At 65.3% G+C, this 20,408-nt stretch carries 26 protein-coding genes; 12 read left to right on the forward strand and 14 right to left on the reverse strand.

Annotated elements, in window-relative coordinates; translation table 11 throughout:
• Positions 1–30: 30 nt before the first annotated feature.
• Together VEA80_RS04985 and VEA80_RS04990 are read right to left on the reverse strand one after the other, a co-directional pair.
• Positions 31–879, reverse strand: coding sequence for a hypothetical protein (locus VEA80_RS04985; RefSeq protein ID WP_325059597.1), 849 nt, complete (start codon positions 877–879; stop codon positions 31–33).
• A 66-nt stretch (positions 880–945) separates the two neighbouring features.
• Positions 946–2,097 (reverse strand): hypothetical protein, encoded by a 1,152-nt coding sequence (locus VEA80_RS04990; RefSeq protein ID WP_325059598.1) that lies wholly within the window; start codon positions 2,095–2,097, stop codon positions 946–948.
• A 55-nt stretch (positions 2,098–2,152) separates the two neighbouring features.
• Between VEA80_RS04990 and trmFO the strand changes: the two genes are divergently transcribed.
• Positions 2,153–3,649 carry a methylenetetrahydrofolate--tRNA-(uracil(54)-C(5))-methyltransferase (FADH(2)-oxidizing) TrmFO gene (trmFO, locus tag VEA80_RS04995; RefSeq protein ID WP_325059599.1) on the forward strand — a complete coding sequence of 499 codons (1,497 nt, stop codon included), beginning with the start codon at positions 2,153–2,155 and terminating at the stop codon, positions 3,647–3,649.
• A gap of 23 nt (positions 3,650–3,672) precedes the next feature.
• A complete protein-coding gene (locus tag VEA80_RS05000; RefSeq protein WP_325059600.1) occupies positions 3,673–4,746 on the forward strand; it encodes an ankyrin repeat domain-containing protein in 1,074 nt (357 codons plus the stop codon).
• Here VEA80_RS05000 and VEA80_RS05005 read toward each other — a convergent pair.
• Positions 4,743–5,516: a thiazole synthase gene (locus tag VEA80_RS05005; protein ID WP_325059601.1), complete on the reverse strand. Its 774-nt coding sequence runs from the start codon at positions 5,514–5,516 to the stop codon at positions 4,743–4,745. The two genes, VEA80_RS05000 and VEA80_RS05005, sit on opposite strands and share 4 nt — an antisense overlap.
• A 217-nt stretch (positions 5,517–5,733) precedes the next feature.
• On the reverse strand, positions 5,734–5,934 hold the full coding sequence (gene thiS / locus VEA80_RS05010) for a sulfur carrier protein ThiS (RefSeq protein WP_325059602.1): 201 nt from the start codon (positions 5,932–5,934) through the stop codon (positions 5,734–5,736).
• Positions 5,935–6,011: 77 nt separating this feature from the next.
• On the opposite strand from thiS, the gene aroQ reads away from it, so the two are divergent.
• The 7 genes from aroQ to aat all read left to right on the forward strand — a co-directional run bounded on the left by aroQ (position 6,012) and on the right by aat (position 10,387).
• Positions 6,012–6,467: a type II 3-dehydroquinate dehydratase gene (gene aroQ, locus VEA80_RS05015; protein WP_325059603.1), complete on the forward strand. Its 456-nt coding sequence runs from the start codon at positions 6,012–6,014 to the stop codon at positions 6,465–6,467.
• A 17-nt stretch (positions 6,468–6,484) separates the two neighbouring features.
• Positions 6,485–6,961, forward strand: coding sequence for an acetyl-CoA carboxylase biotin carboxyl carrier protein (gene accB / locus VEA80_RS05020; protein ID WP_349257210.1), 477 nt, complete (start codon positions 6,485–6,487; stop codon positions 6,959–6,961).
• 5 nt (positions 6,962–6,966) lie between these two features.
• Entirely contained in the window at positions 6,967–7,467 is a 501-nt protein-coding gene (locus VEA80_RS05025; protein WP_325059605.1) for a hypothetical protein, read from the forward strand.
• The gene (accC, locus tag VEA80_RS05030; protein WP_325059606.1) at positions 7,460–8,818 is read left to right on the forward strand and encodes an acetyl-CoA carboxylase biotin carboxylase subunit; all 1,359 of its coding nucleotides are present in this window, start codon (positions 7,460–7,462) and stop codon (positions 8,816–8,818) included. The genes VEA80_RS05025 and accC overlap by 8 nt, the downstream gene beginning before the upstream one ends.
• 99 nt (positions 8,819–8,917) lie before the next feature.
• The gene (locus VEA80_RS05035; RefSeq protein WP_325059607.1) at positions 8,918–9,130 is read left to right on the forward strand and encodes a hypothetical protein; all 213 of its coding nucleotides are present in this window, start codon (positions 8,918–8,920) and stop codon (positions 9,128–9,130) included.
• A gap of 38 nt (positions 9,131–9,168) precedes the next feature.
• A complete protein-coding gene (locus VEA80_RS05040; protein ID WP_325059608.1) occupies positions 9,169–9,687 on the forward strand; it encodes an MgtC/SapB family protein in 519 nt (172 codons plus the stop codon).
• A gap of 55 nt (positions 9,688–9,742) precedes the next feature.
• Complete coding sequence (aat, locus tag VEA80_RS05045) at positions 9,743–10,387, forward strand: leucyl/phenylalanyl-tRNA--protein transferase (protein ID WP_325059609.1); 645 nt, start codon at positions 9,743–9,745, stop codon at positions 10,385–10,387.
• Positions 10,388–10,512: 125 nt separating this feature from the next.
• On the opposite strand, the gene serS is transcribed toward aat, so the two are convergent.
• The 9 genes from serS to VEA80_RS05090 form a co-directional block, all read right to left on the reverse strand.
• Positions 10,513–11,928: a serine--tRNA ligase gene (gene serS, locus VEA80_RS05050; RefSeq protein WP_325059610.1), complete on the reverse strand. Its 1,416-nt coding sequence runs from the start codon at positions 11,926–11,928 to the stop codon at positions 10,513–10,515.
• A 47-nt stretch (positions 11,929–11,975) separates the two neighbouring features.
• On the reverse strand, positions 11,976–12,821 hold the full coding sequence (gene tatC, locus VEA80_RS05055) for a twin-arginine translocase subunit TatC (protein ID WP_325059611.1): 846 nt from the start codon (positions 12,819–12,821) through the stop codon (positions 11,976–11,978).
• The gene (gene tatB, locus VEA80_RS05060) at positions 12,818–13,273 is read right to left on the reverse strand and encodes a Sec-independent protein translocase protein TatB (RefSeq protein ID WP_325059612.1); all 456 of its coding nucleotides are present in this window, start codon (positions 13,271–13,273) and stop codon (positions 12,818–12,820) included. The genes tatC and tatB overlap by 4 nt, the downstream gene beginning before the upstream one ends.
• A gap of 20 nt (positions 13,274–13,293) precedes the next feature.
• Positions 13,294–13,518: a twin-arginine translocase TatA/TatE family subunit gene (locus VEA80_RS05065; RefSeq protein ID WP_325059613.1), complete on the reverse strand. Its 225-nt coding sequence runs from the start codon at positions 13,516–13,518 to the stop codon at positions 13,294–13,296.
• A 39-nt stretch (positions 13,519–13,557) separates the two neighbouring features.
• Complete coding sequence (gene scpB, locus VEA80_RS05070; RefSeq protein WP_325059614.1) at positions 13,558–14,286, reverse strand: SMC-Scp complex subunit ScpB; 729 nt, start codon at positions 14,284–14,286, stop codon at positions 13,558–13,560.
• Positions 14,283–15,101: a ScpA family protein gene (locus VEA80_RS05075; RefSeq protein ID WP_325059615.1), complete on the reverse strand. Its 819-nt coding sequence runs from the start codon at positions 15,099–15,101 to the stop codon at positions 14,283–14,285. Before VEA80_RS05075 ends, scpB begins: the two co-directional genes overlap by 4 nt.
• A 19-nt stretch (positions 15,102–15,120) precedes the next feature.
• Positions 15,121–16,149, reverse strand: a complete 1,029-nt coding sequence (gene nagZ, locus VEA80_RS05080) for a beta-N-acetylhexosaminidase (protein ID WP_325059616.1) — start codon at positions 16,147–16,149, stop codon at positions 15,121–15,123.
• A 162-nt stretch (positions 16,150–16,311) separates the two neighbouring features.
• The gene (locus VEA80_RS05085) at positions 16,312–16,905 is read right to left on the reverse strand and encodes an SPOR domain-containing protein (protein WP_325059617.1); all 594 of its coding nucleotides are present in this window, start codon (positions 16,903–16,905) and stop codon (positions 16,312–16,314) included.
• A gap of 119 nt (positions 16,906–17,024) precedes the next feature.
• Complete coding sequence (locus VEA80_RS05090; RefSeq protein ID WP_349257211.1) at positions 17,025–18,233, reverse strand: deoxyguanosinetriphosphate triphosphohydrolase; 1,209 nt, start codon at positions 18,231–18,233, stop codon at positions 17,025–17,027.
• Positions 18,234–18,363: 130 nt separating this feature from the next.
• Between VEA80_RS05090 and VEA80_RS05095 the strand changes: the two genes are divergently transcribed.
• The 3 genes from VEA80_RS05095 to VEA80_RS05105 all read left to right on the forward strand — a co-directional run bounded on the left by VEA80_RS05095 (position 18,364) and on the right by VEA80_RS05105 (position 20,059).
• Positions 18,364–18,690: an iron-sulfur cluster assembly accessory protein gene (locus VEA80_RS05095; protein WP_325059619.1), complete on the forward strand. Its 327-nt coding sequence runs from the start codon at positions 18,364–18,366 to the stop codon at positions 18,688–18,690.
• Positions 18,690–19,319: a tetratricopeptide repeat protein gene (locus VEA80_RS05100; RefSeq protein ID WP_325059620.1), complete on the forward strand. Its 630-nt coding sequence runs from the start codon at positions 18,690–18,692 to the stop codon at positions 19,317–19,319. Before VEA80_RS05095 ends, VEA80_RS05100 begins: the two co-directional genes overlap by 1 nt.
• Positions 19,320–19,399: 80 nt before the next feature.
• Entirely contained in the window at positions 19,400–20,059 is a 660-nt protein-coding gene (locus VEA80_RS05105; RefSeq protein ID WP_325059621.1) for a nitroreductase, read from the forward strand.
• Here VEA80_RS05105 and VEA80_RS05110 read toward each other — a convergent pair whose 3' ends face one another.
• Positions 20,060–20,386: a hypothetical protein gene (locus VEA80_RS05110; RefSeq protein WP_325059622.1), complete on the reverse strand. Its 327-nt coding sequence runs from the start codon at positions 20,384–20,386 to the stop codon at positions 20,060–20,062.
• Positions 20,387–20,408: the final 22 nt, after the last annotated feature.

The raw sequence follows: 20,408 nt of genomic DNA on the forward strand, positions 1-20,408 counted from the left end.
TTTAGCCGAGCGACCCGAGTCGGTCGAGCGTCAAGCGGGGGGGCGGCGCGGATCGGTGGGCCGCAGCCCCCGGTAGAGGTAGGTCGCGAGCCCCGCTTCGAGCGCGGCGTAGAAGACGAACTGGATGAAGCCGGCCATGAGATAAAACGCGGCGAAGCGCAATGGTTCGGCGGCGATCAGGGCGCCGAACTGAACCGGATCGGTCACCGCTATGCCGATGCCGGCCGAGGCCAGGGTCTGGAGCGCGAACACCAGCGCATAAGCCGGGCCGAGCACGACGAGGCGCGCGGCGGCGATGCGCAGCATGTTGCCCTTGGTCCACCGCCAACTGTCGAACACCACGATACGCTTACAGTCGACGCTCGCCGGCGCGGCGAGATAGAAGCGCGACGTCAGTAGAAGCAGCAGCACACCGCCGAGCAACAGCATCCATGAGAGCGTCGCAGGCTGAGCCTGCACGGCCTCGCTGAAGATTCGGCCAAGCGCGGCTTGATCTTGTCCCGCAGCTTTCACCTGCGCGTCATAAGGCGCGATCAGCACGGCCATCGTGATATAGAACACCATGAAGGCGACGATGGTTATGAAAAACCCGACGGCCGCCATGGCGGTGAACACGCGCGCGCCGTCACGCAAGATCGCTGCGGGCTTACCGCTTTCACCGCCGAGCGCCCTGCCGATGAAAGCGGCGTGGGCACACGCCGAGATGAAGAACACCAGCAGCAGGAACGGCAGCGTCATGCCGAGCACCACGAACGCGGCGGTCTGCGCGAGAGCGCACACGGCGGCGATCAGCGCGATGGCGCGCCAATGCTCGCGCAGAAAGCGCACCGCATGACCCGCGCTTTCGAAGATCGGCACTTTGCCCGCCGGCGCGGCCATGGCGTCGCTCCTGTTCGGGCGCGCTTATGCCGGGGATTTTGACGCCCCGCGAGCCGCAAAACGTCGCTACCGGATGACGAACACCACGGACTGATAGATCGACACGGCGGCGCGGCATCCGGGGAGCGAGTTTTCACCGCGTTCCATGATCCAGTCGCTTTCGAGATCGTCCACGGTCTGCGCGAACGAAGCGCCGACGGCGGCGGCAACGCGGCGGGTGACGACGCGGCCGGTTTCATCGGTCCTGATGTGAAGGATCACCGAGCCGATGCCGGACTGGTTCTGCATGCGCTGCGGGTAGCGGATACGCGGCTGTTCGGCCAAACGCATATGACAGGGCGGACGCGCATCGGCGGGCGCACCGATCTCCCGCGCCGGCACACCCTCGATCTCGTCTGGAATGTCCATTTCATCCGAGCGCAACTTGGCCGACAGCGCCGCGCGCCACGCCAAGGCTTGCGCGTAGGCGCTGTGAACCGGACCTAACGTCTCGTGCGATCCTTCGCTGACGTGCGGGGCGTAGGCGCGTATCGCTGCGCTGATGGCGGTGGCGGCGCGCTCCACTTCACGTGGGCGCATGAGGCGGCCCGCCGCATCCATCACCAGCGAGGCGGTGATGCCGATATTGGCGTAGGCGCGGGCGAATTGCGGATCGGCGTTGGCGCCGTCCGACGTGTGTTCTGCGACAGTCCAGGCTTCCGCCGCATCGCCGAAGCGATCGTTGGCGAACGACCAGGCGCCGAGCGCGACGGCGGCGGGATAGGTTTCGCCGTTCAGCTCCGGGCGCTCCGCGGCGGCGGACAGCAGATCGCGTATGCGCCGCGCGCCGGCGCTCTGCAGCTGGCGCTCCTCGGCCCCAGCGCCGATCTCGGCGCGGCCGAGCACCAACGCGGCGGTGATGGGATCGACGGCGGCCTCGGGATTGGCGGCGAGTCTCAGCGCTAATGCCGCGGGCGCACGCGCGCCGTCCGGGTTCTCACGCAAGAGACGCATGGCCGCCAGATTGAGCGCGAGCACGCCGGTGCGGCCGCCTTCGCCGTCACGCTGCTGCGAGGCGGCGTAGGCGCGTTCGGCGGCGGCTTCGGCGGCGACGAGGTCGCCGGTTTCGAGCGCGACGCGGTAGGCGCGGTAATGTTCGAGCACCGGATTGGGCGCCTGCGCCGCCGCCGTCTCGGCCAGGGCCAGCGCCGCGATGATCCAGCACAGCAAACGCCGCATCGGCCCCTCCCCTTCCGCCTGTAGCCCAGCCTATAAGGCGCCGATGACAGGATCAATGAAACCCGTTCACGTGGTCGGCGGCGGCTTGGCCGGATCGGAAGCGGCGTGGGCGCTGGCGAACGCAGGCGTGCCGGTGGTGCTGCACGAGATGCGCCCCGTTCGGATGACCGACGCGCACAAGACGGAGAAGTTTGCGGAGCTGGTGTGCTCCAATTCGTTCCGTTCGGACGATTGGCGCGGGAACGCGGTCGGGCTCCTGCACGAGGAGATGCGGCGGTTGGGCTCGCTAGTGATGGCGAGCGCGGCGCCGGCGCAGGTCCCGGCGGGCAGCGCGCTGGCGGTGGATCGGGATGTATTCTCCGACGCAGTGACGGCGGCGCTCGCGGCGCATCCATTGATTGCGGTGGAGCGTGGGGAAGTACGGTCGCTAGATCAACTCCTCCATGACGCCGAACAAATGCCCGTCATCCCGGACGCGCGAAGCGCGATCCGGGACCCAGGGGAAAGCGGCAGTGCGCTTGCCCTGGGTCCCGGCTCTACGGCGCTGCGCGCCTCCGGCCGGGATGACGCCAGTATTATTTTCTGCACGGGCCCGCTGACGTCTCCGGCCCTCGCCGACTCCATCCGCAACCTCACCGGCGAAGATTCGCTCGCCTTCTTCGATGCGATTGCGCCCATCGTGCATGCGGACTCGATCGATTTCGACATTGCCTGGAAGCAGTCGCGCTACGACAAGGAAGGTCCGGGCGGCGATAAGGCCGCGTACGTGAACTGCCCGATGGATGAGGCGCAATATGTGGCGTTCATCAATGCGCTGAATGCGGGGGCGAAGACTGAGTTTCGCGAGTGGGAGAAGAACACGCCTTACTTCGAAGGTTGCTTGCCGATCGAGGTGATGGCTGAGCGCGGGCTGGACACGCTCCGGTTTGGGCCGATGAAGCCGGTCGGGCTGATGGATCCGCGCGTCGGCAAGCGGCCTTATGCGGTGGTGCAGCTGCGGCAGGACAATAAGCTTGGCACGCTGTTCAACATGGTGGGTTTCCAGACCAAGCTGAAATATGGCGCGCAGGAAGCGATTTTCCGCATGATCCCGGGCTTGCAGAACGCGCGCTTTGCGCGGCTGGGTGGGATTCATCGCAATACGTTTTTGAATTCGCCAAAGCTGTTGGACGGCACGCTGCGTTTGCGCGCCGAGCCGCGGGTGCGGTTTGCCGGGCAAGTGACGGGTGTCGAGGGCTACGTCGAAAGCGCGGCGATGGGGATGATGGCGGGGCGCTTTGCTGCGGCGGAGCGTTTGGGGCGCGCGGTCGAGCCGCCGCCGGCGACGACGGCGTTGGGCGCGCTGCTCGCGCACGTGACGGGCGGGCATATCGAAGGCGGCAAAGGCTCGTTTCAGCCGATGAATGTGAACTTCGGTCTGTTTCCGGAAATCGCCGCGCCGACGCATGGAGCGGATGGGAAGAAGCTCAAAGGCGAAGAGCGCGGGCGGGCGAAGAAGCTGGCGCTGGCGGAACGGGCGTTGGGGGATCTGGGGGCGTGGTTGGCACGATGAGCTAGCCACTCGAGGGGGCGAAAGTGGGCATCACTAAAGAGAGCATCCAGTTCTGGGAGCCGATCAACAAGGGCGACACCGTTCGCGTTTCCGAACTCCTTGATGAGCATCCCCAACAGCTGCGTGCCTTCGGCGGCATCGCGGGCGGCACTCTACTGCACTACGCAGCGGGCAACGGGTCACTTGATGTCGTTCGACTCCTCGTGGATCGCGGCTTTGATGTGAACACCCCCGGTGAAAATGATGGTGACCTTGCCATCTGCAACGCGGCCGGTCGCGGCAATGTTGAGATCGTTCAATTTCTTCTCGAGCAAGGATCAAAGCTCGATGTAAGCCAATCCGTGCGAAATCCGCTTATCGCAGCGATTACGGCGGGACGCGGCCGCAACGAGGAGACGATCATGATGCGCGCTCCTGAAGTGGCGGAAATACTCCTTCGCGCGGGCATCGACCACAAGGCGCGTTATCGGCAAGGATGGCTCAAGTTTATCGATGCAAAGGAGAAGGCCCGCCTGTGGGGCGCCCTTGAAATTCGCGCCATGCTTCTCGCGAGGGATCGCGCCGATGCGACAAAGTTCGAGATTCCATTCGAAGCCGAAGCATTCAAGGCTGTTGCGAGAAAAGACGCACAACGCGTCCGCGAGCTATTCGAAGCTTACCCGGAGCGCATCGAGAATAAGGACGGTCTGAGAGCGCGATCGAAGATGAGCACAGCGTTCGGCTCTTGGTTGCACTGTGCCGCCGTCAACTCATCGAGAGAAATTGCGGCCTTCTTTCTTGAGCGCGGTGTGGACATCGAATCAAATCAATGCCGTCACACACCGCTTTTTACCGCCGCCCAGAACGGCAACGCCGAAGTCGCGACCTTCCTGATCGAAGCTGGTGCCAAGCTCCCTGTTGAAGACCTGCGTAACCCGCTCATTGCGGCGGTAAACTCCAACTCGCCCGCGATTGCCGTCATGCTTCTCGATGCAGGAATCGATCCGACGCCGACGTATGACTTCGGTGTCGGCAAACACGATGCTGAGGGGTGGGCACGTCAGCGCCAGCACCACGAAGTTGCGGATGCCATTCAACACTGGCGCACTACGCACTAAATCAACCCGCCCAACGGTGAACTGGGATCAGCGTACTTCTTCTTCCCCATCCGCCCAGCAATATACGCTTCGCGTCCCGCGATCACCGCATGCTTCATGGCGCGCGCCATGCGCACAGGGTCCTTCGCCTCAGCAATCGCGGTGTTCATTAGGACGCCGTCTGCGCCGAGCTCCATCGCCACGGTCGCGTCGCTCGCGGTGCCGACCCCGGCGTCGACGATGACGGGGACGCGGGATTGTTCGACGATGAGGCGGATGTTGACCGGGTTTTGGATGCCGAGGCCGGAGCCGATCAAGGAGCCGAGCGGCATGATGGCGACGCAGCCGGCGTCTTCCAGTTTCTTGGCGTAGACCGGATCGTCGCTGCAATAGACCATCACTTCGAAGCCTTCGGCGACGAGGATTTTCGCGGCGCGCAGCGTCTCTTCCATGTCGGGGTAGAGCGTCTTCTGGTCGGCGAGCACTTCGAGCTTCACCAGCTTCCAATCGCCGGCTTCGCGCGCGAGACGGAGCGTGCGCAGCGCTTCGTCGGCGGTGAAGCAGCCGGCGGTGTTGGGCAGGAACGTCGTCTTCTTCGGATCGATGTGATCGGTGAGGCGCTCTTTGCTGGGATCGGAGAGATTCACGCGCCGCACCGCGACGGTGACGATCTCGGCGCCGCTGGCCTCGAGCGCGGCGGCGTTTTCGGCGTAGGATTTGTACTTGCCGGTGCCGATGATGAGGCGGGAGTTGTAGCTCTTGCCGGCGATGGTGAGGGTGTCGTTGTTCATTGTCTAATGCTCGCCGAGTAGAGCGCCTCCCCTCCCCCTTGCGGGGAGGGGCCAGGGGGTGGGGGGCGGCGGGCAGCACACGATGTTTCAAGACGCGCGGAGAAGCTCGCGCGAGATTGTGCGATCAGCGGCGCGTTTGCACGCCCCCCCTCCCCACCCCTCCCCCTCAAGGGGGGAGGGAGTCGCGGTTGCTTGCTGATTTCTGCGCGGATCGTCATTACCCGCCACCGACGAACTGAACGATCTCCAACTGATCGCCGTCATTGAGAACAATCTGAGACCACAGGCTCTTTGGCGCTATCTCTCGGTTGCGTTCCACGGCCACGCGCCGCCCGTCGATCCCCAGCGAGGCGAGAAGGTCGGCGAGGGTCGCCTTATCGGGCGCTTCGCGCGATTCTCCGTTGACGATCAGTCGCATGGGCCTTCCTATCCGCCGGACTTAAGCCCCTCCGGGACGCCTCGCAACCGACGTCCCATCCGCCCGCGCCGAGGACGATGCCGAACGCAAAGCCCATTTACGTGCTGAACGGACCCAACTTGAACCTGTTGGGAACGCGCGAGCCCCACATTTACGGCCACGTGACCCTGGCCGAAATCGAGAAAGCGTGCGCCGAACGGGCCGCCCAGCTGGGCCGGACGATCGTGTTCCGTCAGTCCAACGTCGAGGGTGAGCTGGTGAACTGGCTGCAAGAGGCCCGCGACAAGGCGACGGCTGTCGTTCTAAACGCGGGCGCCTATACCCACACATCGGTCGCCCTCCATGACGCGATCAAGGCGATCGCCGTGCCGGTGATCGAAACCCACCTTTCCAACCCCGCGGCGCGTGAGGACTTCCGTCACGTTTCGTTAGTGGGCCAGGCCGCAAAGGGCGTCATCGCCGGCTTTGGAGCGACATCCTATCTGTTGGCCATCGAGGCGGCCGCCTTGCTGGCAAGTGAGAAGAGCGCGTGAGCAGGAAACCGCAGAACATGAGCGACAAGAAACAGGCGATCGATCCCGACCTCGTGCGCGAACTGGCGAAGATCATTTCCGATAGCGGCCTCTCCGAGATCGAAGTCGAGCATGGCGAGCTGCGCTTGCGCATCGCCCGCACGCTGACGGCGGCGGCTGCGCCGGTGCATCATGTCGTGGCCGCGGCGCCGGTGGCGCATGCCCCGGTCGCGCCGCCGCCGGCCGCCGGACCCGCGCCAGCGGCTGAAGCGGCGTCGCATCCCGGCGCGGTGCCATCGCCGATGGTCGGCACCGCTTATCTTTCGCCGGAGCCCGGCGCCCCGACTTTCATCAAGGTCGGCGACACGGTCACAGCCGGCCAGACGCTGATGGTCGTCGAAGCGATGAAGACGTTCAACCCGATCCCGGCGCCGCGTGCCGGCAAGGTGACGGCGATCCTGGTGACGGACGCGCAGCCGGTGGAATACGGCGAGCCGCTCGTCATCATCGAGTGACGTCGATGGGTTCGGATTTCACCATCAGACGCACTTTGGTTTTTGGCGCAGCGGCGACGTTGGCGACAGCGTCGGCCGGCGCTCAGGAATACGTCACAGCTGTGGGCATGCTCGATGGGACCTGGGAAGGCGACCTCGGCCCCGTGGACGGCGCCGGACTCTCGCCGGCGCGCCTGCGCGGTGTGCGGCTCGTCATCTCTGGCCAGACCGTGGCCGTCTTCGTCCCGGACAATGGATCGGCGATCGAAGTCAAACCGGGCGCCTTCTCGATTCAACGCGACGGCACCAACGCCGTCATAACCTCGATTGAAGTGGATCCGGGGCGGCCGAGGAACGAGGGCTGGGTGGAGACGTGGTGCTTTGTGATCACCCTCCGCGACGCTGACACCTTGATCACCAATTTCGTACGTGTCGTGAACAACAACGACATGCCGCCTGACGAACCGAGCGCGCGTTTCTCACAAATAGCGGCTGGCGAGCTGCGCCGAGTAGCTGACGATGTTTGAAAAAGTTCTCATCGCCAATCGCGGGGAAATCGCGCTTAGGATCCACCGCGCGTGCAAGGAGATGGGCATCTCAACGGTCGCGGTGCATTCGACGGCGGACGCCGACGCGATGCACGTGCGGCTGGCGGACGAAAGCGTCTGCATCGGGCCGCCGCCGGCGGGGAAATCGTATCTGCACATACCGGCGATCATCGCCGCCGCCGAGATCACCGGCGCGCAGGCGATCCATCCGGGCTACGGGTTTTTGTCGGAGAACGCCAAGTTCGCCGACATCGTGACCCAGCACGGCATGACCTTCATCGGCCCGACGGCCGAACACATTCGGCTGATGGGCGACAAGATCGCCGCGAAGCAGGCGGCGATCGACACCGGCATGCCGGTGGTGCCGGGCTCGGAAGGCGGCGTCGCCAGTGAGGCCGAGGCGAAGAAATGGGCCAAGAAGATCGGCTATCCGGTGCTGATCAAAGCCGCCGCAGGCGGCGGCGGGCGAGGCATGAAGGTGGCGCGCACGGAAGAAGACTTGGCCGAAGCGTTCTCGACCGCGCGCGCAGAAGCGAAAGCCGCGTTCGGCAATGACGAAGTCTATATGGAGAAGTATCTGACGCATCCGCGTCACATCGAGATCCAGATCGTCGCCGACAGCCATGGCAACGTGATCCATCTCGGCGAGCGCGACTGCTCGCTGCAGCGGCGCCACCAGAAGGTGCTCGAAGAGGCGCCCTCGCCCGCGCTCAACGCCGAGGACCGCGCGCGCATCGGCAAGATCACAGCGGACGCGATCCAGAAGCTCGGCTATCTCGGCGTCGGCACGGTCGAATATCTCTATGAGGACGGTGAGTTCTATTTCATCGAAATGAACACGCGCCTGCAGGTCGAGCACCCGGTGACGGAGATGATTACCGGGCTCGATCTCGTGCGCGAGCAGATCCGCATCGCCGACGGCGCGCCGCTTTCGGTGAAGCAGAAGGACGTGAAGTTCCAAGGCCATGCGATCGAGTGCCGCGTCAATGCCGAGAACCCAGCCACCTTCCGCCCCTCGCCCGGCAGGATCACCGGCTTCCACCCTCCAGGCGGCTTGGGCGTGCGCTTGGACAGCGCGATTTATGCAGGCTACGCGATCCCGCCGAATTACGACTCGCTGATCGGCAAATTGATCGTGCACGGCCGCGACCGAGCTGAGTGCCTGATGCGGCTCCGGCGCGCGCTGAACGAGATGGTGATCACCGGCGTCGAAACCACCCTGCCGCTCTTCCGCGACCTGATGAATGAGCCGGACGTGATCAATGGCGATTACTCGATCCACTGGCTCGAGCGGAACCTGAAGGCGAAGGCGGACGCGGAAGGCGCGTAACGCGCGCAAACCTGGCTGTCGGGACTTGCGGCCCCAGTGGGTTAACGGCCCGGGCCTTGCAGAGCGCGGCCTGACCTTTGGCTTCAGGGCTCGTCTTTCATGGCACAGCAGCAATTCGCGGGCGTCGCGGTGCTCGTAGCACTCGCTTTCATGGTGCTTGCGCTCTCCTCGTGCGCCAATTCTGAACAGGTGGCGGCGCACTACAGCCCCGCCACGATCGCGCCGATCCCGACGGAAGAACACGCAGTGCCGGAATTCCACGACGCCGACATCGGCGACGACGCGCTGCGTAGCCGCCTCAACGGCTACTGAGCAGCGGAACGGCTTGCCGGGGCGGCGGTTGACGCGGCATGGCGCTGCCCCAACCGATCGATCCGGCCGTCGACCTCGCCGACATCGCGCTGCGTCTGGCGGCGTCCGTCATCGTCGGCGTCGCGATCGGGATCGATCGTGAGTGGCGCGGCAAGCCAGTGGGCATCCGGACGCTGGCGCTTGTTTCGCTGGGCTCGGCGCTGGTGTCGCTGGCGACCGTTCACCTGACAGCGCTGAACGGCGAACCGGATGCCGTGAGCCGCGTCGTGCAAGGCATCATCCAAGGCGTAATGGCGGGCATCGGCTTCCTCGGCGCCGGCGCCGTGCTGCGCTCGCACGAGGAAGGCGAAGTGCACAACCTGACCACCGCTGCGACGGTCTGGGTGGCGGCGGCGCTCGGTATCGCCTGCGGCTTGGCGGCCTGGGAAATCGTCTGGGTCGGGGTCGGGCTCACGCTGATCGTCCTGGTGCTGCTGCATCCGCTGGACGTGTGGGTGGATCGCATGCGGGCGAAGCGTGAGGGCGCGGCGGCGAAATCGGACGAGGCGCTGGATTGAACCGCCGGCGGAGGTTGGTGACGCGCGCCCACGGTTTTGGCACATTCGGCCCGCCGTGAAAGCATTTTCGACCGACGATCTGCTGGCCTGTTACCGGCGCGGCGTCTTTCCGATGGCGGAAAGCCGCGACGACGAGGGCTTCTTCATCGTCGATCCGGAATGGCGCTGCACGTTTCCGCTCGACGGCTTTCACGTGCCGAAGCGGCTGGCGCGGACGATCCGGCAGGACAAGTTCACCTTCACCATCGACCGCGACTTCACCGCCGTGATCAAAGGCTGCGCCGCGCCAGGGCCGGATCGGGAGGACACCTGGATCAACACCGACATTCTCTCGCTCTATCAATCGCTGCACGCGCAAGGGGTGGCGCACAGCGTCGAGGCGCGGCTGGATGGAACGCTCGTGGGCGGACTCTACGGCGTGGCGCTTGGCGGCGCGTTCTTTGGCGAGAGCATGTTCTCGCGCGTGACTGATGCGAGCAAGGCGGCGCTGGTGCATCTTGTGGCGCGGCTGAAGGTCGGCGGCTTCAAGCTGCTGGATGCGCAATTCATCACACCCCATCTGGAGCAGTTCGGCGCGCAGACGCTACCACGGCGGATTTTTCATTCGTTGCTCGGGGTGGCGCTGGAAGCGGAGGGAAATTGGAGTACGCTTGGTGACAATATCACTGGAGCGGAATTGTTGCGGATTGTTGGGACGTAGTGCGCGGCATCACGCATCGATAAGCTCAGCGCAACGCCCTTTCAGACGCAGAGCAACCTCATCATTACCTTGATCCCAATTGCCCAGTTGCATCTGCTTGTAGGCGGAGGCGCCGCGCCGGTGGATCAGCGTGCGATCCGCTCCAGGCCGCCCATGTACGGCTGTAGCGCTTTCGGCACGGCGATCGAACCGTCCGCTTGCTGGTAGTTTTCCAGCACCGCCACGAGCGTGCGGCCGACGGCCAGCCCAGAACCGTTCAGCGTGTGCACGAACTCGGTCTTGCCTTCCTTGTTGCGGAAGCGCGCGTTCATGCGGCGGGCTTGGAAGTCGCCGCAGTTCGAGCAAGAGCTGATCTCGCGGTACTTGCCTTGGCTGGGGAGCCAGACTTCGAGGTCGTAGGTCTTCTTCGCGCTGAAGCCCATGTCGCCCGCGCACAGCAGCATGACGCGGTACGGCAGTTCGAGTCGCTTCAGCACCTCTTCGGCGCAGCGAACCATGCGCTCGTGTTCGTCGTGGCTCTGCTCCGGCGTCGTGATCGAGACCAATTCCACCTTGCGGAACTGGTGCATGCGGATCATGCCGCGCGTGTCGCGGCCCGCAGCGCCCGCTTCGGCGCGGAAGCACGGCGTGTCCCCCGTCATGCGCAGCGGCAGCGGCGCTTCGTCGAGGATCTGCTCGCGGACGAGATTGGTGAGCGCGACCTCCGATGTGGGGATGAGCCAGAAATCCTCGCGCGTCGGCGCGACCTCCAGAAGCTCCTTCATCACTTCGGTCGGCTTGGCCTGCCCTTTGCGCTTTTCGAACTCTTCGTCGAAGCGGTCGAGCGCCTGAAACAGCAGCTCTTCGCGGCTGACGGTCCGGGCAGCGGTGAATTGGTCGTCGACGAATTTCGGCAGCTGGCCGGTGCCGAACATGACGTGGTCCTTGACCAAGAGCGGCGGCGCCACCTCCGTGTAGCCGAACTCGGCCGTGTGCAGATCGAGCATGAGCGCCGCGAGCGCGCGCTCGAGACGTGCAAGCTGACCGCGCAGCACGACGAAGCGTGCGCCGGAGAGGCGCGCGGCGGCCTCGAAGTCCATCATACCGAGCGCTTCGCCGAGCGTGACGTGGTCGGCGGTGAGATCGAGCGCGGGCGGGTCTCCGCCGTCTGTCTTGCACCAGCGGCGCACTTCGACATTGGCGTGCTCGTCGGCGCCGTCCGGAACGTCGGTGGCCGGCAAGTTGGGAAGCGACGACAAGAGGTCGTCGCGTTGCTTCTGCCACCTGGCTTCTTCGGCGCTCGATTCTTCAATGCGCTGCTTCAGCGCGGCGACCTGCGTCATCAGCCGTTCCGCTTCGGCCTCGTTCTTCTGCGCCTTGGCTTGGCCGATCGACTTGGAGGCGGCGTTGCGTTGCGCCTCGGCTTCCTGCTTGGCGGTGGAGGCGGCGCGGAGCTTGGCGTCGAGATCGATGATCTTTCGGGCCTGCGGCTCCAGACCCTTACGCGCCCAGGCGGCGTCGTAGATGTCAGGGTTTTCGCGGAGAGCGCGGATGTCGTGCATGGATTCTTCCCGTTCGCGCCCCGCTTAGCCGAACGGACGCGGAAGCGCTACGGGGCTGGCGGGACGATCGAGGCGGACGCCTCTTCCTTGGCCCGCGTCTTTTCCATCGCGGCCACGATCCAGATCGAGATTTCGTAGAGCAGGTAGACCGGCACGGCCATGACGAACATCGAGATGACGTCGTTCGGCGTCACCAACGCCGAGAACGCGGCGATGCCGACGATGGCGTAGCGGCGCCCTTTGCGCAGCAACGAACTCGAAACGATACCGACCTTGCCGAGCAGCGAGAGGACGACCGGCAGCTGGAACATGAGCCCGAACGCCAGCACCAACGTCGTGACCAAGCCCATATATTCTTCGACCTTCGGCAGATACGTCACCCGCACCGGGCCTTCGGTGACTTCCTGTGTCAGCGCGAAGTTCAGCGCGAACGGCATGGCCACATAAAAAACGAACGCGCCGCCTAGCGCGAACATGATCGGCGCGGCCAACATGAAGGGCGCCGCCGCCGCCCGTTCGCGCCTGTAAAGTCCCGGCGCGATGAACGCGTAGACCTGCCAAGCCAAGATCGGAAACGCGAGCACGATGCCGCCGAACAGCGCGATCTGCATCTTCACCGAAAAAAAGCCGAACGCGCCCGTATTGATCAGCTGGATCGCCTCGCCGGCGCGTTCGGGATGAGCCACCGCCATCGCCGTCTGGAACGGCTGGGCGAGGAACATGAAGATTGGATCGACGAAGATGAAGCAGACAACGAAGCCGATCACGATCGCGGCGATCGACTTCACCAAGCGATCACGCAGTTCGAACAAGTGATCGAGCAGCGGCGCGCGGGAGGCTTCGATCTCCTCTTCGTCTGTCAGGGGCTTCTTGTTCTGAGCCACGGAGGTCACGGCGCGCTCCGCGCGACCGGGGCGGCCTCGGCATGCCCGCGCCGATCCGCCTCGGCCTCGGGCTGGGCGTGGGCTTCGTCCGCCTCTCGCTCCGCGCTCACGTCGTCGTCAGCTTCAACCGCGGGCGCAGCTGCGGCCGGCGGCGGGATCGCGGGCGTCGGCTGGACGCCGGCATAGTCTTCGAGCGTCGGCAGAGGCTTGGCGAGTTCGTTACGGATTTCGTGCAGCGAGGTCGTACGCCGCAGGGCGTCCACCTCACGCTTCAGTTCGTCGAGTTCGGCCTGTCGGGCGAGTTCGTCGAAGCCGCTCCGGAATTCCTGGGCCATGCCGCGCAGCTTCGCCGTCCACCGTCCCAGCTTCCGAAACAAGAGCGGCAGGTCTTTCGGCCCCACCACCACGAGGGCGAGGATGCCGAGAATGATGATCTCGTTGAAGCCGAGACTGGGCAGCATGAGGCGCTAGGCTCCGGCGCTCAGTTCGGCGCGCGGTCGGTCTCACGCGTCTGAGCGGCCTGGTCCTGCACCTGACGCGGCGGCTCGGCGGCCCCATCCTGCGGCTTCTGCTCGTCGCCCAAGCCCTTGCGGAAGCCTTTGATGCCTTTGCCCAAATCCTCCATCAGCCCGGAAATGCGGCCGGGCTTGGAGAACAGCAGAAACGCGAGCACCAGAACGATCAGAAGCGGGATCAACCCGGGCATATGCATCGTCAAAACTCCATCGCGCCGGCGGCGCAGAGGTCACTCATCTTCACCAAGATGATCCACGAAAAAGCTTGCCGCGTCGTCACCTTCTGACAGCGGCTCTTCGTCCGGGGCGGCATCCTCGCTCGGGCGCGGCACGTCAAGCTGCGCCGCCGCGCGGGGATCCAGCAGCCCCAGGGCCTTCAGATCATCCTTGCCGGGCAGAGCGTCAAGCGAGGCCAAGCCGAAGTGACTGAGAAAAGCGTCGGTTGTTCCAAACGTCAGCGGCCGGCCGGGGGTGCGGCGGCGGCCGCGCGGGCGGATCCAGCCGATCTCCATCAGGAGTTCCATCGAGCCCCGGGAGAGGCTGACGCCGCGGATTTCCTCGATTTCGGCCCGAGTGACGGGCTGGTGGTAGGCAATGACGGCCAGGGTTTCCATGGCGGCCTTGGGCAGCCGCTTGGGGGCCTCCCGGGTCTCGGTGAAAAGGCCGGCGAGGTCCGGGGCGGACTGAAACCGCCACCCTGCCCCGGTCTCGACCAGCTCCACCCCGCGACCGGCGTAGTCGGCCTTAAGCTTCATCAGCACGGCAGCGACGTCGACGGCGGGGCCGAGTTTCTCGGCCAACGCCTTCGCTGTGATCGGCTCGCCGCCGGCGAACAGCAGCGCCTCGGCGGCGCGGATGGCGTCGGCGCTGGGCTTGGCGCGGGGCTGCTCGACGCCCTCGGCGAAGGCGTCCTCGATGCGGCGCATCGCGTCGGCGAGAGGCGGCTCGTCACTGCTCATTCGGCGCCTCTAGGTTGGCCCGGCCGGGCGCGCACGAACAGCGGGGCGAACGCTTCCGCTTGCCGCAGCTCCATCCGGCCTTCGCGGGTCAGCTCGAGCGCGGCGCCGAAGGTGGAGGCGAGATAGCTCTCCTGCGGCGGCGCGTCGGGACTGGCTTCAGCAGCCGGCGCAACAGCTTCAATGGCGCTCCATTCTTCGAGCTTGGTCAGCGCCTGTTCGAGCTTCTTACGCGCCGTTTCGAGAGGATAGGCGCGGCGCGCGAAGGTGGTGTAGGCGCGCTTGCGGATCTGCTTGGTGCGGTCGGCGCAATAGGCGTTCAAGAGTTCGTAGAGATCGGCTTTCCAGGTGGTGGTCTTGTTCAGCACCGTGGTTTGCGGCTGGCCGTTCAGGAAAACGTCGCGGCCAAGCTGCGGGAGCTCTTCCAGCTTCTTCGCCGCGCCGCGCGCGGCCTGCAGATTCATCAGCTTTTGGCGCAGCGCCGCTTCGAGCGTCTGCGGATCGGGCTCGTCGGCCGGCAGCTGCGGCTTCGGGATCAGCAGGCGCGATTTCAACAACGCGAGCCACGCCGCCATGACGAGATAGTCGCCGGCGATCTCCATATTCTGCGCCCGCGCTTCGGCGATGAAGGTGAGATACTGGTCGGCGATTTCGGTGACCGAGACCTTGGCGATATCGATCTTCTTGGCCCGCGCGAGTTCGAGCAAGACGTGGAGCGGTCCTTCGAAGGCGTCGAGGGCGACGCGCAGCGCCTCGCCCTCGTCCGCTTCTTCGGCGGCGTGGAGGTCGAGTTCGATCTGGTCGTCTGCTTCGGTCATTTCTGAAACATGAGGTAGCTCAATCAGCTACGCTGTTCACCAGCTGTTTGAAGCGGACCCACCCGGCTTCGGCGTCAAATTCGCGCGGCGGGCGTTTGGCGAAGGCTTCGACGGCGCGAGCGCGGACCAGGGAAAGGCCCTGCAGCGAGCGGCAGCCCTTGGCCGTCTCCTGCATCTCCTTCAAATCGCCGGAGCATTGCAGAACGACGTCGCACCCGGCGCCCAGGGCGGCTTCCGCGCGCTCTCTGAGGCCGCCGTTCAGCGCGTATTGGAGCGCCTTCATGTCGAGATCGTCGCTCATCAGCAGGCCGCTGAAGCCGAGGCGGCCGCGGATGATGTTTTCGATCACGATCGGAGAGCACGTGGCGGGGCGATCTGCGTCCCAGGCGTCGAAGACGATGTGCGCGGTCATCGCCGCCTCGGCGTCGGCGAGCGCGGCGAACGGGGCGATGTCGTTTTCGAGTTCGGCTTGACTGGCGGTGACGCGCGGCAATTGAAAATGGCTGTCGGCGGTGGCGCGGCCATGGCCAGGCATGTGCTTGATCGAACCGGCGACGCCGCCCTCGTGTAGCCCCTCGAGCGCGGCGCGCGCGAGCATCGCGACCTCGCCGGGCTCAGCCGAGAAGGCGCGGTCGCCGACGATCTTGTCGCTGCCTTCCACCGGCACATCGAGCACGGGCGCATAATCGGCGTCGACGCCGATGCTTTTCAGTTCGTGCGCAATCAGGCGATGGCCGAGGCGTGACGCTTCGAGGCCGGCTTCGAAATCGCGCTTGTAAATCTGGCCGTATTTCGCTGCGGGCGGCCAGACCGGCCATTCGGGCGCTTTCAGGCGCGCCACACGGCCGCCTTCCTGATCGATCCAGACGATCGCGTCATGGCCGGCGGCGTCTCGGAGCTGATCGCACAGCGCCCTCACCTGAACGCGCGAGACGCAGGCTTCGCGGAACAGGATGAAGCTCCACGGCCGCGCCTCGCGGAAAAATGCGCGCGTGTCGGCGTCGAGCTTGGCTTGGCGTACTCCAAAGGCGCTCGAGAGCAGCGACATCACTCACCCATTCCGGACTTGGCGCGCGGCGCCAAGTCCGGGACCCATACACTCAAGCTGCTCAAAGAGAAGCGCGGAAGTTGGACACATTCGTGTTTATGGGCGCCTGGCTCGCGGCTCACGCCGCGCCCCGGGATCGGTGGGGCCAGCGAATCCGCGGCATCAGCGCGCCGCGACGATGCAGTCCTGCCCCATTTGCCGGATGCGGTCGCAGAAGCGCGCGGCGTTGTCGCGGTCCGCGAAATAGCCGGCGCGGACGCGGTAGTAGACGCCCCGGGCTCCGAGGTCGGCGCGCTCGATATCGAGCCGCGCGGAAGCGAACAGCTGCGGCGCGCGTGACGAGAGCCGCCGCCAAGCCTGATCCACCGCCGCTTCCGATTGCAGCGCCGCGAGCTGGGCGACGTAAGGGCCGTTGCCGACGAAGCGCGGCGCAGTGGGAAGCTGCGGCGGGCCTTCGACGGCAGGCTCATCGGCTTCAGCCCGGGTGGTCGGCAAGGACGGCGCCGCCTCTTCCGTGGGCGCTGCGTAGGCGGCGCTTTCAGTCGCGTCGGGCGCATTGGCTGCGCCGCTCGGCGGCTCGACCTTGTAGGGGCCGGAGGGCGCTGGGATGCGCGGGATCTCCGGGGCGCTGTAGAGCTGCCACAGGAAAGCGCCGAACGCGACCGCGATGATGATCATCAGACCGTAGACGAAGCCGGCGTGGCGCGTCTGATGATCGTCGTACGCGTGCATGCGCGGGTCGTAACGAGTGCTCAAAGCCGGCTCCACGGAATCGCGGGGTAAGAGGCCGTTTACCATGGCTGCGCTTCACGCGCGCTTAACGCAGCGAAGAGCAGCGGGAAGGAATCCATAATTCCGCAGGCGTAACGGAGTGGTTAGCGATCCAAGCTGAACAGACGCTTATGCTCTTCGATTGCGAAATCGTCGGTCATGCCGGCGATGTAGTCGCAAACGCGGCGGGCGGTGCGCTGGCCGCGCGGGCCGTCCATGCCCTGCTGCCACGCATTCGGAAGCAGTTCCGGCTCGACGAGAAAGAGATCGAACAGCTGCTTCAGGATGCGCTTCGCCTGACTGCGCGAGCGGTTTACTTTCCAATGCCGGTACATGCGCGCCATCAGAAAACGGCGCAGCACGGCTTGGTGCTCGTTCATTTGGTCCGAGAACCCGACCAGCGGCTGTCCGGCGGCGCGTACGTCTTCCACCGACTTCGGCTTCGCCGCAGCGATGCGGTTGCTGCTTTCCCACACCAGGTCGTCGATCCAAACGCCGATTAGGCGGCGGATGGTTTCGGCAGAGGTGCGGAACTCGTCAATGCCGGGATAATCCTTCTCGACGGTCGCCAGCACGCGCTCGACCATCGGGACCTCCTCGCGCAATTCTGTCAGCGTGAAGAGGCCGGCGCGCAGGCCGTCGTCGATGTCGTGGTTGTTGTAGGCGACATCGTCGGCGTGCGCGGCGACTTGCGCTTCGAGACTGGGCCAGGACTCGAGTTCGAGGTCATGGGTGACGTTGTACTCCTGGATCGCGATCGGCAGATCTTCGAGCTTGACCCCAAAGCGGACCAGCGGGCCATTGTGCTTGACGACGCCTTCCAGCGTTTCCCAGGTGAGATTGAGACCGTCGAAAGCCGGATACTTGCGTTCGAGCTTCGTCAGCACGCGCAAGGTCTGCGCATTGTGGTCGAAGCCTCGGTAGCCTTCCATGCAGGCGTCGAGCACGTCCTCGCCTGTGTGGCCGAACGGCGGATGGCCGAGATCGTGGGCGATGCCGAGCGTTTCGGCGAGGTCGTCGTCGAGACCCATGACGCGGGCGACGCTGCGGGCGATGCCAGCGACTTCGAGCGAGTGTGTAAGCCGAGTCCGGTAGTGATCGCCCTCGTGGGCGACGAACACTTGCGTCTTGCCGCGCAGGCGCCGGAAGGCGGACGAATGGACGATACGGTCATGATCGCGCTCGAATGGGGTGCGGGTGCGGCTTTCGGGCTCTGGATAAAGCCGACCGCGCGAGCGGGTGAAATCGGTGGCGTACGGAGCCTTCGGCGGACGCTCGTAAGCGCTGCCGCTGGCGGTTTCGGCGGCTTTCACCGTACGCGCCCGCTTCGCCCCTGCTGCTTTCTGACCATCCGCCACGGAAGCGCCTTCTCCTCACGCCCAGGATGAGACCATATATGGGACGACGAGACTTGAGAAACCGCTGAAAGGTTTGCGTTAACAGATGGCTAGCATCGCCCTTTCCGCCACGGCGGCGGACCGGATCAAGACGGTGGTCGCCGGCGAACCGGCGGGCGCCGGCCTGCGCGTGGCTGTCGAAGGCGGCGGCTGCTCCGGCTTCCAGTACGAAATCAACGTCGCCCAGGCGCCGAATACGGACGATACGATCATCGAGCGCGACGGCGCGCGCCTATTCGTCGACCCGGTGTCGCTCCCCTTCCTGCTTGGCTCGGAAGTCGATTGGGTGGACGAACTGATCGGCGCCTCGTTCAAGGTGAAAAATCCCAACGCCGCCTCGAGCTGCGGCTGCGGCGTCAGCTTCTCGGTGTGATGTTCGGCGCCCGCTCCAAGCTTGACCGCGGGCTTGACGCGTTCGACCGGCGCGAATGGAAGCGCGCGCGGCGGCTGCTGCAGGATGCGATCGAAGAAGAGCCGCGCGCGGCGGGTCATTATCACCTCGGCTTGCTCTATTGGCGCGGTTTGGGCGGAGAAAGCGACAAGCGCGTTGCCGTCGAGCACTTTGCGCGCGCCGCGGAGGACGGTCACCCCGGCGCGGAAACGGCATATGGAATCGCCCTCCGTTCCGGCGCCGGTGTCTCAAAGGACAACCAATTGGCGCGGCAGCATTTCCGCTCGGCGGCCGGCGCAGGCGACGCCGAAGCTATGATCCAACTGGCGACGATGAGCGAGCCCGACGATGCGCGCCATTGGCTGACGCGCGCTTCCGAGAGCGGTTACGCGCCGGCGATGCTGCATTTGTCAGATTTCTGGATCAACCGCGACCCCGTCGAAGCGCTGGCGTGGCTTTATGCCAGCGTCACGCTCGCCGGGGATGATGCGGCGCGCAAGCGCGCGGCTGCCCTGGCCAAGGAAATGACCGCGCAGGAGATCGAAGAAGCGCAGAGGCTGGGGCGACAGTACGCGAAGGAAATCGCCGAGCGCGCACGCGGGCCACGTTGATTGCCGCCGCCAAGGACGACGATCTGCCTGCCGTTGCGTGACTCTAGCGGTTCGCGCGCCGCCGGTTCATCATTGCGCGCATGAACGTCGATGACGCGATCAGGCAGCGCATCTCCGTCCGCGCCTTCAAGCCGAACCCCGTGCCGGAGCAGACCGTGCGCGAGATTCTGGACGTCGCTCGGTTCGCGCCGTCCGGCGGCAATCTGCAGCCGTGGAAGGTGATCGCCGTCGCCGGCGCCGAACGCGACACGGTGTCCGCGCTGGCGCAGGCGAACTTGCCGGGCGCGGAAGACGACAAGCCGGTTTATCCGGCCAACCTCTGGGAGCCCTATCGCTCACGGCGCTTCAAGGTCGGCGAGGACATGTACGCGCTGCTCGGCATCGGCCGCGACAACAGGCCGGCGCGGCTGATGCATTTGGCGCAAAATTTCCAGTTCTTCGGCGCGCCCGTGGGGCTCTTCTTCGTCATCGACAAAGGCATGGGCCACGGTCAGTGGGCGCACCTTGGGATGTTCATGCAGAGCGTGGCGCTCGCGGCCATGGAGCGCGGCGTGCATTCGTGCATGCAAGAAGCGTGGGCGCGCATGCGCGCGCCGCTCGCCGCGCATTTCGCGCTGCCTGAGACCGAGATGATCTATTGCGGCATGGCGCTCGGCTACGCCGACATGGCCAAACCGGTGAACATGCTGCGGAGTGACCGCGCGAACGTGGACGAGTTCGCGACGTTCAGGGGCTTCTGATCAGGCTTTGCGCGCGTTGCCGAGAATGCCGTCCTCGGCAAAGTCGACGATGGCGAAAGCGACGCCCATCACCATCAGCCAGCCGATCGGCGCGAGGATCATGGCGAAGGCGAAAGGATGGCCCTCGTCATAGGCGCTCCAGGCCGACTTGGCCGCCACGAAGGCGGCGATCGGGTAAATCCAGACCAGAAACTCGGCCATCAGCAGCGCCAAGGGCGAACGCCAGTGCGCCCGCTCATCCGGCGTCAGCAAGCGTATAGCGGCGCCGATGCACGCCAGCCCCACCAGCAGATGGAACAAGGTGAAGGCCCACAGGATTATGGTCATGGGCGTGGTCTAACACGCCAGG

It is taken from the genome of Vitreimonas sp. (genome assembly GCF_035627415.1).
Taxonomy (GTDB): domain Bacteria; phylum Pseudomonadota; class Alphaproteobacteria; order Caulobacterales; family Aquidulcibacteraceae; genus Vitreimonas.